Origin of the sequence: Streptomyces sp. NBC_01426 (assembly GCF_036231985.1) — a bacterium.
Taxonomy (GTDB): Bacteria; Actinomycetota; Actinomycetes; order Streptomycetales; family Streptomycetaceae; genus Streptomyces.
This window is the reverse complement of record NZ_CP109500.1, coordinates 3,449,443-3,464,367: the sequence shown is the minus strand read 5'-3', so window position 1 is coordinate 3,464,367 and position 14,925 is coordinate 3,449,443. Positions and strand designations below refer to the sequence as shown.

The 14,925-nt window shown below is 72.8% G+C and carries 17 protein-coding genes; 6 read left to right on the top strand and 11 right to left on the bottom strand.

Features of this window, described 5'->3' with window-relative positions; all coding sequences use genetic code 11:
* The first annotated feature begins 1 nt into the window (after position 1).
* Positions 2-664: an imidazolonepropionase-like domain-containing protein gene (locus OG906_RS15185; protein WP_329443238.1), complete on the top strand. Its 663-nt coding sequence runs from the start codon at positions 2-4 to the stop codon at positions 662-664.
* Here the strand turns inward: OG906_RS15185 and OG906_RS15180 are convergent.
* A complete protein-coding gene (locus OG906_RS15180) occupies positions 630-950 on the bottom strand; it encodes a helix-turn-helix domain-containing protein (protein ID WP_329443236.1) in 321 nt (106 codons plus the stop codon). The two genes, OG906_RS15185 and OG906_RS15180, sit on opposite strands and share 35 nt — an antisense overlap.
* 44 nt (positions 951-994) lie before the next feature.
* A complete protein-coding gene (locus OG906_RS15175) occupies positions 995-1,924 on the bottom strand; it encodes a DUF3152 domain-containing protein (protein ID WP_329443235.1) in 930 nt (309 codons plus the stop codon).
* Positions 1,925-2,168: 244 nt separating this feature from the next.
* Here OG906_RS15175 and OG906_RS15170 point away from each other — a divergent pair, with 244 nt between their 5' ends.
* Together OG906_RS15170 and OG906_RS15165 are read left to right on the top strand one after the other, a co-directional pair.
* Complete coding sequence (locus OG906_RS15170) at positions 2,169-2,861, top strand: demethylmenaquinone methyltransferase (protein ID WP_329443233.1); 693 nt, start codon at positions 2,169-2,171, stop codon at positions 2,859-2,861.
* A gap of 6 nt (positions 2,862-2,867) precedes the next feature.
* Positions 2,868-3,869, top strand: a complete 1,002-nt coding sequence (locus OG906_RS15165; protein WP_392899639.1) for a glutaminase — start codon at positions 2,868-2,870, stop codon at positions 3,867-3,869.
* Positions 3,870-3,891: 22 nt separating this feature from the next.
* Here the strand turns inward: OG906_RS15165 and OG906_RS15160 are convergent, their stop codons facing one another.
* The gene (locus OG906_RS15160; RefSeq protein WP_329443231.1) at positions 3,892-4,410 is read right to left on the bottom strand and encodes a GNAT family N-acetyltransferase; all 519 of its coding nucleotides are present in this window, start codon (positions 4,408-4,410) and stop codon (positions 3,892-3,894) included.
* Between the two features lie 97 nt (positions 4,411-4,507).
* Here OG906_RS15160 and OG906_RS15155 point away from each other — a divergent pair, with 97 nt between their 5' ends.
* Positions 4,508-5,791, top strand: coding sequence for a geranylgeranyl reductase family protein (locus OG906_RS15155; RefSeq protein ID WP_329443229.1), 1,284 nt, complete (start codon positions 4,508-4,510; stop codon positions 5,789-5,791).
* A 60-nt stretch (positions 5,792-5,851) separates the two neighbouring features.
* On the opposite strand, the gene OG906_RS15150 is transcribed toward OG906_RS15155, so the two are convergent.
* The 7 genes from OG906_RS15150 to OG906_RS15120 form a co-directional block, all read right to left on the bottom strand.
* Entirely contained in the window at positions 5,852-6,301 is a 450-nt protein-coding gene (locus OG906_RS15150; RefSeq protein WP_329443228.1) for a DNA-binding protein, read from the bottom strand.
* Positions 6,295-6,537 (bottom strand): hypothetical protein, encoded by a 243-nt coding sequence (locus OG906_RS15145; RefSeq protein WP_267825440.1) that lies wholly within the window; start codon positions 6,535-6,537, stop codon positions 6,295-6,297. The genes OG906_RS15150 and OG906_RS15145 overlap by 7 nt, the downstream gene beginning before the upstream one ends.
* A 175-nt stretch (positions 6,538-6,712) precedes the next feature.
* The gene (locus OG906_RS15140) at positions 6,713-7,066 is read right to left on the bottom strand and encodes a hypothetical protein (protein ID WP_267825439.1); all 354 of its coding nucleotides are present in this window, start codon (positions 7,064-7,066) and stop codon (positions 6,713-6,715) included.
* 46 nt (positions 7,067-7,112) lie between these two features.
* Entirely contained in the window at positions 7,113-8,330 is a 1,218-nt protein-coding gene (locus OG906_RS15135; RefSeq protein ID WP_329448030.1) for an ABC transporter permease, read from the bottom strand.
* 104 nt (positions 8,331-8,434) lie between these two features.
* Positions 8,435-9,235 carry an ABC transporter ATP-binding protein gene (locus OG906_RS15130; protein ID WP_443067381.1) on the bottom strand — a complete coding sequence of 267 codons (801 nt, stop codon included), beginning with the start codon at positions 9,233-9,235 and terminating at the stop codon, positions 8,435-8,437.
* Positions 9,232-10,929 (bottom strand): peptidoglycan-binding protein, encoded by a 1,698-nt coding sequence (locus OG906_RS15125; RefSeq protein WP_329443227.1) that lies wholly within the window; start codon positions 10,927-10,929, stop codon positions 9,232-9,234. The genes OG906_RS15130 and OG906_RS15125 overlap by 4 nt, the downstream gene beginning before the upstream one ends.
* Positions 10,926-11,411, bottom strand: a complete 486-nt coding sequence (locus tag OG906_RS15120) for a hypothetical protein (protein ID WP_329443225.1) — start codon at positions 11,409-11,411, stop codon at positions 10,926-10,928. Before OG906_RS15120 ends, OG906_RS15125 begins: the two co-directional genes overlap by 4 nt.
* Before the next feature lie 246 nt (positions 11,412-11,657).
* Between OG906_RS15120 and OG906_RS15115 the strand changes: the two genes are divergently transcribed.
* Positions 11,658-12,065 carry a hypothetical protein gene (locus OG906_RS15115; RefSeq protein WP_329443224.1) on the top strand — a complete coding sequence of 136 codons (408 nt, stop codon included), beginning with the start codon at positions 11,658-11,660 and terminating at the stop codon, positions 12,063-12,065.
* Positions 12,066-12,093: 28 nt separating this feature from the next.
* Positions 12,094-13,068: a hypothetical protein gene (locus OG906_RS15110; RefSeq protein ID WP_329443222.1), complete on the top strand. Its 975-nt coding sequence runs from the start codon at positions 12,094-12,096 to the stop codon at positions 13,066-13,068.
* A gap of 341 nt (positions 13,069-13,409) precedes the next feature.
* On the opposite strand, the gene OG906_RS15105 is transcribed toward OG906_RS15110, so the two are convergent.
* Positions 13,410-14,285: a C40 family peptidase gene (locus OG906_RS15105; protein ID WP_329443220.1), complete on the bottom strand. Its 876-nt coding sequence runs from the start codon at positions 14,283-14,285 to the stop codon at positions 13,410-13,412.
* Positions 14,286-14,925 lie beyond the last annotated feature (640 nt).

The window sequence follows — 14,925 nt, the reverse complement described above, 5'->3', positions numbered from 1 at the left end:
GATGCTGACGCTGCACACCGCCGAACTCCTCGTCGCCGGGCCGGGTTCGACCCCGCTCCCCGGCGGCGCGGTGCTCGTCGAGGGCGACCGGATCGCGGGCGTGGGCCCGTACGAGGAGCTCGGCGCGGCCCGCCCGCACGCCCGGGTTCGGCGCTGGCCCGGGGTGTTGACCCCGGGACTGCTGGTGCGCGGCGCGGACGAGCTGCTGGAGCGCACGTACTACCCGGACGACCCGTACGAGGTCGCCGAACTCGGCGCGGACCCGATCGGCGGGCAGGCCCTGGCCGGTCTCACCATGACCGAGTCCCGGTGGGGCAACAGCGCCCGGCGCGGGACGCAGAAGCTCCTGGCACGCGGGGTGGTGGCGGTCACCGGCCGGTTCACGATCCCGTCGGTGCGGACCGCCGTGGTGCGGTCGGGTCTGGCGGTCCTGCCGCCGGCGGCGCGGCCCCAAGGGTCGCCGGGTGCGGAGCGGGAGGCGTCCCTGGACCCGTTCGCCGGGTGGGACGCGGCCGAACAAGCCTTCCACGGGGCCCTGGAGCCGGACGCCCCGGCCCGGTTCGCGGTCTTCGCGGCGGCCGACCCCGGGGAACTGCTCACCCTGGGCGCGACGAGCTGTGTGGCCACGGTCATCGGGGGACGGCTGCTGCACCGCCGTCGCTGAGGTCCCCGGGCACGTCGTCGTCGGGCCGGCCGCCCTCCCGGGCGAGGGCGGCCAGCAGGCAGACCTGGAGGCGGCTCACCCCGCCGAGCTTGTTCCGGATGTTCAGCACGTGGAACTTGACGGTGCTGACGGACAGTTGCAGCGTCGCGGCCAGCTCCGCGTTCGAGGCGCCGGTGGCCAGCCACAGGAACACCGCCGACTCCTGGTCGGTGAGGTGGACCCGCGCAGGCGCCTGCGGGTCGCGGGCGGGGAACCACGACGGGACGCTGAAGCTGACGCTGCGCACGGTTTCCACCCCTTGCCCCCCGGCCGACGCGCTCGGCCCCCTGCCTAAGGGACGTTCGGGCCGGCCAGGTAGGTTCCGGCGGCGTCGAACGGCCAGGCGTTCGCCGTACAGCCGAGCAGTCCCTTGATCTGTTGCATCATCGCCGGTGCCTGCTTGCCGGGACCGGGGCAGGTCTCGTGCTCGCGACCGATCTCGTGGCCCACCTCGTGGTTGACGATCAGGGCCCGGTACTCCTCGACGGGACCGTCGAACTGCGGTGATCCCTCCTGCCAGCGCTTGAGGTTCACCACGACGGTGTGACCGGCGCGACAGTTGGTCTCGCCGATCAGCTCGGGGGTGACGACCTCGCACAGCCGGTCGGTGGTGGTGGGCGTGGCGATCTTCACGGTGAAGTCCACCGGTTGGCCGGCGCCGACGAGGCGGAACCCGTACGCGGGATCACGGGTCCAGCCGCGCGGGTCCCCGAGGATCGCCTCGACGGACCGGGCCGCGGCCTCCGGGTCGACCCCGCTGCCCTGCTCGACCTCGACCCGCCAGCGCAGCGCGCGTCCCTTGCCCTGCGGCGAGCCGGAGGCGGTGGACGCGGCGAAGACCCCGGGACCGGAGGCCGGAACCGACGGGGTCGGCTTCGCCGGGGTCGAGGCCTTCGGCGTGGCCTTCGCCCCGGGCTTCGGCGCGGCCGGCGGGGAGGCGGCCGGCGGCTTCGTCCGCCCGCCGTCCGGGGCCGGCTCGGAGCCGCCGTCGGGCGTGGGACCGCCCGCGTCGGCCTCGCGGGTGGGGGCGGCCGCGGCCGGTCGGTCGTCCGCGACCGCGGCGGTCCCGTCCTGCGGGCGCAGGGTGTAGGCGGTCACGCAGGCGACGGCGATTGCCGCGGAGCCGATGAGGGTACGGTGCAGTCGTCGCCGCCGTTCGGCGGCCCGGCGCAGGGCGCGCACGTCACCGCGGGAACGTCTGGTCGGATGGCCTTCCGGCATGCAGGAGCTTTCTGTTCGCGTGGTCCACGTCGTACACGAGCGGGCATTTCATGCGCTTCGCCGACGAACGTGGCTTTTGTCCGACCCGTTTCGGGTCACACGCGCACCAGTCAAAGCCGATCCGGCCGTCCCGCGTAACTGTCCTTCGGGTCAGTTGTGCCCGCGGCGGCCGGCGCCGGGTCCGCCTGCGAGAATGGCGGACAGACCCGCACCGCACCGCATCGCACCCGAGGGGCCCACGCCAGTGACCAGCGCTTCCCTGGACAAGCAGCCGCACGAAGTCGCCTCCATGTTCGACGGGCTGGCGGCGAACTACGACCTCGTCAACGACGTGCTCTCGCTCGGTCAGGCCCGCCTGTGGCGCAAGGAGGTCGCCAAGGCGGTCGGCGCCCGCCCCGGACACACGATCCTCGACCTGGCCGCCGGGACCGCGACCTCCTCGCTGCCCTTCGCCGCGACCGGTGCGTACGTCGTCCCCTGCGACTTCTCCCTGGGCATGCTCCAGGAGGGCAAGAAGAGGCACCCCTGGCTGCCGCTGACCGCCGGCGACGCGACGAAGCTGCCGTTCAAGGACGACACCTTCGACACCGTGACGATCTCCTTCGGGCTGCGCAACGTCCAGGACACCGACACCGCCCTGCGCGAGCTGTACCGCGTGACGAAGCCCGGCGGCCAGGTCGTCATCTGCGAGTTCTCGCAGCCCACCTGGGCGCCGTTCCGGACGGTCTACACCGAGTACCTGATGCGCGCCCTCCCGCCGGTGGCCCGCGCCATGTCGCCCAACCCCGACGCGTACGTCTACCTCGCCGAGTCCATCCGCGCATGGCCCGACCAGCCGGCACTCGCCGCGCTGCTTCAGAAGGCCGGCTGGTCCAAGGTCGCGTGGCGCAACCTCAGCGGCGGCATCGTGGCCCTGCACCGCGGCGTCAAGGCGTAGGACGCGATGCCCGCCGCGCCCGTCGACGACGCGCCCCCGGGCGCCGCGCCCTCCGGCCCCGCGTTCCTCGGCCCGGAACCCTCCGAGACCGTGCGCTTCGACTACCAGGGACTGCTGGAGCGGATCGCGGCCGACATCGCGCCGGTGATCGGCCGCGGCACCCCGGCCGAGTACATCCCGGCGCTGGCGTCCGTGGACCCGGCGCAGTTCGGGATGGCCGTCGTCGACCTCGAAGGCAACGCGTACGGGGTGGGGGACTGGCAGGTCCCCTTCTCCACCCAGTCCATCACCAAGGTCTTCGCACTCGCCCTGGCCCTCGCGGAGGGCGGCGACAGCCTGTGGGAACGGGTGGGCCGCGAACCCTCCGGCAACCCGTTCAACTCGCTCGTACAGCTGGAGTACGAGAACGGCATCCCCCGCAACCCGTTCATCAACGCGGGCGCCCTCGTCGTCACCGACCGCCTCCAGACCCTGACGGGCGACGCGAGCAGCGAACTCCTGCAGTTCCTGCGGGAGGAGAGCGAGAACCCGGCCATAGGGTTCGACGCCGAGGTGGCCGCCTCCGAGCAGGAGCACGGCGACCGCAACGCGGCCGTCGCCCACTTCATGGCCTCGTACGGCAACATCGACAACCCCGTACCGGCCCTGCTGGAGCACTACTTCTGGCAGTGCTCCATCGAGATGACCTGCGCCGACCTGGCCCGCGCCGGACGCGTACTGGCCCGGCACGGGCTGCGCGCCGACGGCACGCGCCTGCTGACGCGCAGCGAGGCCAAGCAGATCAACGCGGTGATGCTGACCTGCGGCACCTACGACGCGGCAGGCGAGTTCGCCTACCGCGTCGGCCTGCCCGGCAAGAGCGGGGTGGGCGGCGGGATCGTCGCCGTCGTTCCCGGCCGGTGCTCGATCGCGGTGTGGAGCCCCGGGCTCGACGCCCAGGGGAACTCGGTCGCGGGTGTGGCGGCCCTCGACCGCTTCACGACGCTGACCGGCCTGTCGGTCTTCTGACCGGCGGATCCGGGGCCGCGGTCTACAGCGACAGCGCGTAGCGGCGGGCCGGGTTGCCGTCCGGCATCGTGGACTCCTCGTCCAGGTCCATCCCGAGCCGCTCCGCGACCGCCACCGAACGCACGTTCCGGGCGTCGATCATCGCCACCACGCGCGTCACGCCGGCCGCCCGTACCCGCTCCAGCGTCGCCAGCGCGGACGCGTACGCGTATCCCCGGCCCCAGGCGGAGCGCCCCAGCCGCCAGCCGATCTCGATCTCCCCGACCGGCCCCCACTCCTTCTCCGCGGGCCACGGCTGCGCGCCGGTGAAACCGATCACGGTGCCCTCCTCGTCCAGCAGGGTCCACAGGCAGTAGCCGAGCCGGGCGTCGTGCAACCGCTGGCGGGCGGTGAACTCCTCGTACACGGACAGCTCCGCGGGGCCACCGAGGAACTCCATCACCTCCGTGTCGGCGAAGACCTGGTGCCAGGCACGGGCGTCCTCGTCGATGGGCACGCGCAACTGCACGGTGGGAAGCGGCCGGGCGGGCGAGGTGGTCATCGGAGGCACCCTTCGGATCGTGATCTCTCTCGCTGCATAGACTGCACGTGTCCGGTGCCGTTGGGCACCCTTTATCGAGCCTTCGGGAGACCCCGCAGTGACCGAGCCCCTCTCCGAACACTCCGCGGACGTGATCGTCGTCGGGGCCGGGCCCGCCGGCTCGACCACCGCGTACTACCTCGCCAAGGCCGGATTGGACGTCCTGCTCCTGGAGAAGACCTCCTTCCCCCGCGAGAAGGTCTGTGGCGACGGCCTGACGCCGCGCGCCACCAAGCAGCTGGTCGCCATGGGCATCGACGTCTCCGAGGAGGCCGGCTGGCTCCGCAACAAGGGCCTGCGGATCATCGGCGGCGGGCAGCGGCTCCAGCTCGACTGGCCGGAACTCGCCTCCTTCCCGGACTACGGGCTCGTCCGCAAGCGCGACGACTTCGACGAGACCCTGGCCCGCCAGGCCCAGAAGGCGGGCGCCCGCCTCTACGAGCGCTGCAACGTCGGCGAGCCCGTCCGCGACGCGCGCACCGGCCACATCACCGGCGTGCAGGCGAAGCTGGGCGAGGAGAAGACCCCGGTCACCTTCAGCGCCCCGCTGGTCGTCGCGGCCGACGGCAACTCCTCGCGGATCTCCCTCGCGATGGGCCTGCACCGCCGCGAGGACCGCCCGATGGGCGTCGCCGTCCGGACGTACTTCACCTCGCCCCGTCACGACGACGACTACCTGGAGTCCTGGCTGGAGCTGTGGGACCGGCGCGGCGCGCAGGACCGGCTGCTGCCCGGCTACGGCTGGATCTTCGGCATGGGCGACGGCACGTCCAACGTCGGCCTCGGCATCCTCAACTCCTCCTCCGCCTTCAAGGAGCTGGACTGGCGCGAGGTCCTCAAGGCCTGGTGCGCGTCCATGCCGGAGGACTGGGGCTACACCCCCGACAACATGACGCAGCCGATCCGCGGCGCGGCCCTGCCGATGGCCTTCAACCGCCAGCCGCACTACACCAAGGGCCTGCTGCTCGTCGGCGACGCCGGCGGCCTCGTCAACCCGTTCAACGGCGAGGGCATCGCCTACGCGATGGAGTCCGGCCAGATCGCCGCCGACGTCATCGTCCAAGCGCACGCCCGCGCCACCCCGGCCCAGCGCGAACTGGCCCTGCACAACTACCCGAAGGTCCTCAAGGAGACGTACGGCGGCTACTACACGCTGGGCCGTGCCTTCGTGAAGCTGATCGGCAACCCGAAGGTCATGAAGATCGCCGCACAGCGCGGTCTGACCCACCCGGTGCTGATGCGCTTCACGCTCAAGATGCTGGCCAACCTGACCGACCCCACGGGCGGCGACGCGATGGACCGCGTCATCAACGGCCTCTCGAAGGTGGCGCCCCGCGCTTGACCGGTCAAGGCCGGGCCGCTCGTCGGGTAGTCGAGCGGCTCGGCTCGTGACATTTGGCCGTCACACGTTGACGATCTTCACCTTCGGTGAGCCGGGAAGTTCCTCGGCGGCCTTGCACAGCGCCGGGATGTGCGACTTGTCAGAAGTGACGAGCAGGACCGGGGGGGTGCAGAGTGCGGCCGTGGCCACCACGAGTGCGTCCACGAGGCATTCGTGCCCGTCGAGGCCCGAGGCGTCCAGCAGCTTCGCTGCGGCGTCCGTCACCGCGTCGTTGACCGGTTTCACGTCGAACCGGGACAGGAGGAACTGGAGTCGCTTGGCGGCTTCTTCTGTCCGGCGCACCTCCAAGGGCGTCAGCGCGGACAGCGCCACGCGTCGGCCGCTCTGCTGAGCGACTTCGATACGCGCACGCATCCCCTCGTCACCGTCGACGTGCAGTGAAAGTCCTTGGGCGTCCAGGACGAGCGTGCCCTCGCTCTTTGCCTTGATCTTGAGGCGCTTGCTTACCACTCCTGCTCCGCCTGCCGCCGTGCTTCAGCGGAGACGGGGCCGAACGCCTTGCGGTCAGCGGTCACGACCTCGCGGAGCTTCTGTGCGGCGAGCCATTCCTCCAGCGCCTCGGCCACGACGGAGGAGAACCCGCTCTTGCCGGTGCGTTCCTCGACTTCCTTGATCAGTGACTGGGCGAGCGACACGGATCTCTTGCCGGCCCGCTCGGCGGCCTGGGGTGCTACGTGGCTGCTCATATCTAAAACGTAGCACCGCTGGTAGGAAATTTCCCGTCCGATGGTTACCTCAGCGGAACCAAGGTGGCCCCGAAGGCCTGATCGCGACGGGCCCCGGCCCGTCCGGGTCCGTCCGAACGCCGTCCGGTCCGTCCGTCGCGCAGGTGCGACGGACGGACCGGACGGCGTTTCGCGGTCAGTCGGCGGGGGGTGGTGCGGGGCGGGCCGGTTCGTCGGGGGAGTCTCCGCTCCGGGCCGCGGTGGTCCGGTCCGGGTGCCCGTCCGCGCACCCGTCCTCGTACGGAGCGCCGTGCACGGTCCGCACACAGCGGGCCAACAGCACCATCCCGCACACCAGCAGGGCGAGCGAGGCCGTCCAGCCGAGCCCGAGCGTGACGGGGTGCCCCGGCTTCGCCCAAGGGCGGGCGGTGGTCAGCAACCAGCCACCGACCGCGAGCAGGGCCAGACCCGCCGCGGCGGGCAACGCGGTGGGGTCCCCGGTGCCGCGGTCGGCGACCTCGGCGTCCTCGGCGGGCCGTCGGGTGAGCACGGGACCACCACCTCCAGGGTCGTTGACGGTCGGGCGAGCGCCCCGACTATCTTCGCAGGGCCTCGGCGGGTTCGATACGGGCCGCCCGCCAGGCCGGATGGAGCCCGGCCAGCAGGCCGGTGACGAGCCCGGTGAGCGGGGCGGCCGCGACGGTGGCGGGGTGGATCACCGGAGTCCAGTCGCGGGCCAGCGAGACGGCGACCACCGTCAGTTCGCCCAACGACGTGCCGACCAGCCCCCCGAGCGTGCCCAGCGTCGCGGACTCGGTGAGGAACTGGGCCGCCACGTGCCGCCCCCGGGCGCCCAGCGCACGGCGCAGCCCGATCTCCGACGTCCGCTCCAGCACCGCGACGAGGGTGGTGTTGGCGATGCCGACCGCTCCGATGACCAGACAGATCCCGGCGAGCAGCAGGAACAGGGCGCTCAGGTCGGAGGTCACGCCGGACCGCAACAGCCGGGGGTCCGGGGGCGGTACGGCCTTCAGGTACTCGGGGTGGTCGGGCCGCAGCGCGAGCGGCGCGAGCTCCGCGGCCTGCCGGGCGGCGCCCAGCTCGGTGTCCAGGAGCATGGTGACGCCGCCGGGCTCGGGCGGCCCCCACACCTCGCGGGCGGTGGCCCGGGGCACGAGGACGGAGAGCAGGTTCTCCGGTTTGCGTTCCACGTCGGCGATGACGCCCGCCACGGTGAACGGCTCCTCGCCGATGTAGAGCGCGGGGCGGGTGCTCAGGGTGGTGATGCCGAGGCGTTCGGCGACCCCGCTGCCGATGAGCACGACGCGCTGCCGGCTCCGCTCGGCGAACTCGTCGTAGAGCCGGCCCTCCCGGAGGGTGGGCACCAGGGCGGCGACGGCCCCCGGGGACGCGGCGACGACCGCGGTGCCGGTGATGGTGCCCGCGGCGGTGCCGGTGGTGGCGCGGCGGCCGGCGGGCAGGACGCCGATCGTCGTCCCCGGATCGAGCCGTACGGTCCACAGCGTTCCGGCGTTGCGGATGCCCGCCACCTCGCGCAGCCGCTCCTCCGCGTCGGCGGGGAAACCGGAACCGGCGAACTCGTTCACCTCGGGAGCCACGTCCTCGATGGTCACCTCGGTGGCGGTGAGGACGTTGAACCGGCCGTCGATCTGCGAGGAGATGGTGGCGGTCAGGCCGAGGACGGCCACGAAACTGCCGACGCCGAGCACGGTTCCCAGGGCGGTGAGGACCGCCCGCCCGGGGCGGCGCAGCATCCCGGCGAGCGCCTCCGACAGGGCGTCCCGGGCGGCCAACTTGGTCGGCTCGACCCGCGCACGGTCACCGGCGGCGGTGGCGTTTCCGTCTGAACCGTCGCCCGTGTCCGTGCCGTCGTCTGCGCCCGTGCCGTCGGTCGTGCTCACGGGCCCACCCGCTCGCGCAGCCGGCCGTCGCGGACGGTGACGGTCCGGCGGCCGCGGGCCGCGACCTCGGGGTCGTGGGTGATCACCATGACGGTCATCCCGGCCGCGTGCAGTTCGTCCAGCAGCGCCAGCACGGAGGCGGCGTTGGCGGAGTCGAGGTTGCCGGTGGGCTCGTCGCACAGCAGTAGCGAGGGCCGTCCGACGAGCGCCCGGGCGATGGCCACGCGCTGGCGTTCGCCGCCGGAGAGCCGACCGGGGACGGCCGACGCCCGGTGGCCGAGGCCGACCTGGTCGAGGGCGGCGCGGGCCCGGGCGAGGCGCCGCGCGCGCGGGACGGAGGTGTAGAGCATGGCGAGGGAGACGTTCTCCAGGGCGCTTCGGTGGGGCAGCAGGTGGAAGGACTGGAACACGAACCCGATGCGGCGGCCGCGCAGGGCGGTACGGGCGTGGTCGGGCAACCTCCCGGTGTCGATCCCGTCGAGGAGGTAGTGGCCGGAGGTGGGCGAGTCCAGGAGTCCCGCCACGTTGAGGAAGGTGGACTTCCCCGAGCCGGAGGGGCCGACGATGGTGACGAACTCCCCGCGGCGCACCGTCAGGTCGCAGGACTTCAGCGCCTCGACGGGCGGCGGCCCCGGATAGGTGAGGGCGACCGCGCGGAACTCGATGACGGGGGAGTCGGGGCGGTCGGCGGCCTCGGGGCGGTCGACGGAGCCGGGGCGGTCGAGGGAGCCGGGGCCGTCCGGGCCGGGATCGCCCGGTCCGCCACGCGCTCGCCGGCGGGCGCGCGGGAACCTCACTCGGCCGGCCTCCGCGCCGACCCGGTGCCCGTCGGTTCCCGCCCGTCCTCGCCGTCCCGCCCGCCCTTGGGGGCGGCCCCGATGACGACCTTGGCGCCGGCGGTGAGGGCGCCGTCGCGCACCGGGGTCACCGCCACGTAGCCGTCGCCACTGGTACCCACCCGGACCGGGATGCGCCGCGGCGTGCCGTCGCCGCCCACGGCGGTGACGACCGTGCCCCCGTCCGCGGTGGCGGAGACCGCGGTGACGGGAACGACGAGGGCCTCCCCGTCGGTGGCGGCGGACTCGACGGTCAGCCGTACGTCCTGACCGGCGAGGGCGGGGGGCAGCGGCCGGTCCGCGCGGACGACCATGCGGAAGCCGAGATCGCCGCCGCCCTTGCCAGCGGCGTCGCCCTGGGCTCCCTGGCCGCCCTGCCCGGGCTGCTGCCCGCCCGCGGGCCGGCCGGTCGAGCGCTCGGCGGCGACCAGCGCGACCTTGCCCCGGGCATCGAGCCCGCTGGCCTCGGAGGCGATCACCACGCTCATGCCGGCGCGCAGGAGCTGCCTCTTGTCGTCCTTCAGGTACGTCTCGACGACGAGTTCACCGGCGGACAGGGTGAGCAGCGGCCCGGAGACGGGGCCGCCGACCCGGCCGGCGATCCCGCTGACCTGGGCGGGGAAGGAGCCGAGGACCACGGTCTCGGAGGCGGGGAGCATCGGTCCGTCGGCGGCCTCGACCGATGCCAGCTCGGCGAGGGCGTCGGCGAGGGCCTGCCGGGCGCGCGCGAGGGCCCGACCGGAGTCGCCCTCGCCGCCGGTCTTCCCACCGCCGGTCTTCCCACCGCCGGTGCCGGAAGCGGGGCCGGTGGTGCCGCTGCCGGGGCCGGCCGAGGGGCTGCCGGCGCCCGGACCGGGGGAAGGTTCCCCGGCCGCGGCCGAGGCGTCCTCGACGGCCCACTGCGCCGACCGTACGGTCAGCCGCGCGGCCTTGACCGCATCGCCGCCGTCCGCCACGGCGGGCAGCGGGTCGTAGCCGATGGCCCGGTAGCGGGCGGTGAGCGCGGCCTTCGTACCGGCCCCGAACACGCCCTTCGCGTCGGCGCCGGTCCCGTGCCCCAGCGCGCGCAACGCCTGCTGGAGCTGGGCGACGTCGTCGCCGGTGGCTCCCGGCCTGAGGTCGCGGTAGACGGGCAGGGTCCCCTTCAGGGCGAACACCGGCCGCCCGGAGACCTCCGCCAACAGCTGTCCGGCCGCGACCGTGTCCCCGGCCTTGAGCGGCAGCTTCGTCACGACGGCCGCGCCGGCGCCCTCGCCGGCGCGCGGCTGGGGGGCCACGTCGACGCTCTGGTCGGCCACGACGGTCCCGCGCGTCACGACGGTCTGCGCGAGCACCCGCCGCTCGACCTCCGCGGTCAACAACCCCTGTGCGGGCGGTCCCGTCTCCGCCGCGACCTGCGCGGGCGACTTCACCAGCACGGTGGCCAACAGTCCGCCGACCGCCACGAGCGCGGCCCCGGCGACGACGCCGAGCACCACCCGACGCCCCCGGCCGAGCGCACCGGGGTCGGTCGCATCGGAGTCGGCCGCGCCGGAGTCGGTCGCACCGGGGTCGGCCGCGTCCTCCCCGACATCGGCCGCGCCGGCCGGCCCGCCCCCGCCCGGGTCCACCACGTCCCCGCCCGGGTCCACCACGACGTCCCCCGGTTCGTTCACCCGCCGAGCACGCCGTTGCCGCCGGAGCCCCGGTCGAGGCGGCACTTTCGGGTCGCCTCGGCATACTTCGTCCGGAGTTCGGCCGTCTGCTCCGGGGTCACGGCCCGAGGGTCGTACGTACCCGTCGCCGGGTCGGGGTCCGGGTACCAGGAGACGCCCTCGGCCCGCAGGCACCGGGCCTCCTCACGGGCGGCGGCCAGCACCCGGGGGTCGACCTTCGTGACGGGCGTCTGCTGCGGGGCCTTGCTCTCGCAGGCCTTCTCGGCGGCGGCGAGGTTGTCGTGCGGTTTGTCCTTGTCCACCCGGGGCGAGCCGGAGTCGAGGAGGACGATCGGCACGCCGTGTTCCTCGAGGCAGTCGTAGTAGGCGACCTCGTCGCGGCCGGGCGGCGGGCTGTCGCTCGCGGAGGGTTCCTTCCCGCCGGAACACGCACCGAGCGCGAGAGCCAGGGCGAGGACGGTGACCGGCACGAACTTGCGCATAAGGGCGCTTCCCTCGGGGTGCGGACGTGGAGGAGGGCGCCGCAGAGCGATATGACGTGCGAACGCAATTCGCGATACTAGGGAGGGGGTCGCGGACACACAAGTTCCGTTTGATGCACGCTTTTTGACGGTCCGTTGGCCGGGATATCGGCTTGTGCCCGGAACGGCTCTGCACTTGAATCCCGCTGGGCGTCGCGCTGTTGGCGTCGAGATCATTTTGTTGTTCCCACGGTGAGGAATGTGCAAATGAACAAGAACAAGCGCGTCCTGCGTCTCGCGCTCGCCCCGGTGGCCGTCGCCGGCGCCCTGCTCGTCTCGACCGCCTCGCCCGCTTCGGCGTGGGTGCACGACGGTTACCTGGAGCAGTTCGAGTTCGGGCTGTACTGGGACTCCGGCCAGAGAGGGTGCGTCTTCGACAGCAACAACGACGACGAGAACCTGAACAACGACACGTTCCACGGTCCCTCGGGCTGCGGCGGCCTCGGCAAGGGCGTGAACGACAACACGTACTCGTACAAGAGCCTGGACATCAAGGGCCGCAACGTCTACACCAACAGCAACTACGGCGGGATCAGGGGCTCCGTCCCCGCGGGTCACACGGGCGACGCGTCCAGCAACTTCAAGAACTCGATCAGCTCCCTGCGTTGGTACTGAGCCGCTTCGCACCCCGGAGGAACCGCTGATGCACCCCGCCCGGCGCCGCCGGACCCTCGCCACCGCCCTCCTGACGGCCGCGGCCGTCCTGGTGGCCGGTTGCGCGGGCGACGACGGGGCGAAGGGGAAGGACGCCCGCGAACCCGCGCTCGGCCCCGTCGCCGCGAACCCCGCCGGCTCCGCCCTCTCCCTCCCCCTGGACGCCTACACGGACTCGGACGCCGAAGCCCTGCGGATGGAGGCGGTGCAGAACCGGCTCATCGCCCGGTGCATGGCCCGGTACGGATTCGCCTACGAGCCGCCGGCGGGCCGGGCCGACACCGGGGGAGGGGCCGACCAGGGCCGCCACGGCGCCCTGTTCGGGGTCGCCGATCCCGCGCAGGCGGCGGCCCGCGGCTATGCGGACGCCTCCGGCGCGGGGGACTCGGCCAAGCCCGCCCCGCCGCAGCTCACCGAGAGCGCGACCGCGGTGCTGTTCGGCACCCGGCAGGGCGAGACGACCCCCTCCGGGCCGGACCCGAGGACCCAGGAGGAGGCCGAACGGACCGACAGCGGGATCGAGGCCGGCGGGCAGCGGGTGCCGGCCGGCGGCTGCCTGCGCGAGGGGTACCGCAAGCTGTACGCGCCCACCGAGGACAGCGTCGACCTGCTCTTCTCCTTCGGCCTCGCCTCCGAGGCGCACACCCGGTCCCAGAAGGACTCCCGGGTGGTCGCCGTCCTGAAGGACTGGTCCGCCTGCATGGCCGGGGCCGGCTACGGCGGCCTCGACACTCCGTACGAGGTCGTCGAGAAGCTGGGCCTGGAGGCGGACAAGGCCGGCCCCAAGGCGGTCGCCGCCGCCGGCAAGGACGTCGCCTGCAAGCGCGAGGTGAACCTGGTGGGCGTGTGGGCGGCCGTCGAGACCGCGTACCAGCAGCGGCTCGTGGAGGAGAACGCGCAGACGCTCGCGCTCTACGGGAAACAGCGCGACGCCCGTTTCAAACTGGCGGCCTCGCTCGTCTGACACGGCACGCCGCGCATTCCGTACGGAATTCCGCATTTCCACGACGGGAAACAGCGGCACCGTCCGCCCGCGCACCCACATTTCGGCCGGGCGCGCGAAGAGGGCCGGCACGAAAGGGGCGCGGGCACGCGAAAGGGCCGGTACTCCGCCCCCGAGCGGGGGAGTACCGGCCCTTTCCGCGCACACGCGGTCAGCCGCGGGGTGTCCGAAGGTGCCTGAAGGCTCCTCAGGGCGTCCGAGAGCGGCTCGGACGGCCCGGAGGGTCCCACACGAGGCCCCAGGCACCTCTGGACGCCCGGTAAGGCTTCAGAGGCCGCGACGGTTCACGAGGACGCGACGACTCAGAGGACGCGGACCGCGCCCGTCGGCATGTCGTAGCTCAGGCTGCGTTCGACGACACCGGTGCTGGGGTTCTGCGCACCGACGAACTTGCCGCCGCCGACGTAGATGGCGACGTGGTACGCGCTGCCCTTGGCACCCCAGTACAGGATGTCGCCCGGCTGGAGGTTGCTCAGCGACACCGAGGTGCCGGCGTTGGACTGCGCCTGCGACACGCGGTCGAGGGTGATCCCGGCCTGGCGGTACGCGGCCTGGACGAGACCGGAGCAGTCGTACGCCGAGGAGCCGGTGGCGCCACTGACGTACGCCTTGCCGACCTGCGCGCGGGCGAAGTCGACGATGGCGGCGGCGGAGCCGGTGGCCGGCCTCGACGTGCTGCCGCCCTCGTCGGAGTTGCCGCCGCCGGAGCTGCTGCCGGGCGAGAAGGAATCGTCGTCCGAGGCGGAGGCGTTCGCCAGCGAGGAGCGGGCGGAGCTGCGGTTGGCGCGGTCGGCCTCGGCCTTGCGCGCCTGCTCCTCCTTGGCCTTCTTCTCGGCGTCGGCCTTCTGCTGGGCGTCTTCCTTGGCCTGCTTCGCCTCGGCGGCGGCGCCCGTGCGGGCGTGCTCCTCCTGGACGTTCAGCTCGCCTTCGACGGCTGCGGCGCGGGTGTTCTCGGCGGCCGTGGTGACGGCCGTCGCGACGTCGGCGCTCAGATCCAGGTCGAGGACCGGCATTTCGAGCGTCGTCTCGGCCACGGGCTCTGGGGACGGGGACGCGCTCGCGGTGCCGGCCATGGCGAGGGTGCTGAGGACGCCACCGGCAACGCCGGCGCGGACCGCGAGCTTGGAGACGCTGCGGCGGGGCTTCCGGTGGCTGGGTGTGTGAGCGGTGTGGGACATGGGACTAACCGCTATCAGGGCGCGGCCGGTCGCTTCAAGAAACGTGGTGTGCGCCACAGTTGCGCGCGAAGGCCGCGAACCGGACGCGTCGCGCCCGCTATTGACGCGGTAACGGGCGAAACGGACACACCCTCACAAGCCTGTGATCATGGGGTTTCCGCGATAAGTCCCAATTGATCCGGCGCCTACCATTCCGCTCGACAGTTGGCCAAGCCCCCTTTCGGTGGCGCGGATTCCACGTGACGCAGGTCACAGTTACCTACCGCTGTGCGGGCACTGTGGCCGCTCCGTGACCCGGCTGTGAGGTTCCCGTGTGGTTCGTGAACGGATGCACGCGATCCGCGCGGCCCTCGTCCCGCCGCCCCTCCCCCTCGGATCGGCTCGGCCTGACGTCCACCCGAGTCCTCCCGAACCCCTCGTTCGGGGGGTATGGATCCCCTTACCACCGCTACGACAGTGGTGCCAATTTGCCTGCACGTGCCAACGTTTGATAGTGCGGACCCCCTTCCACCTGCGACGAAGGGCCCGGATGTCACCTTTGGTGATCATGTGGATGCCTTGCGTGCGAAGATCACCACTCATCGGACTTCATGATCGTTCGTCAGGTGGTGGAGATCACAAACTCGGTGTTGTTACCCGT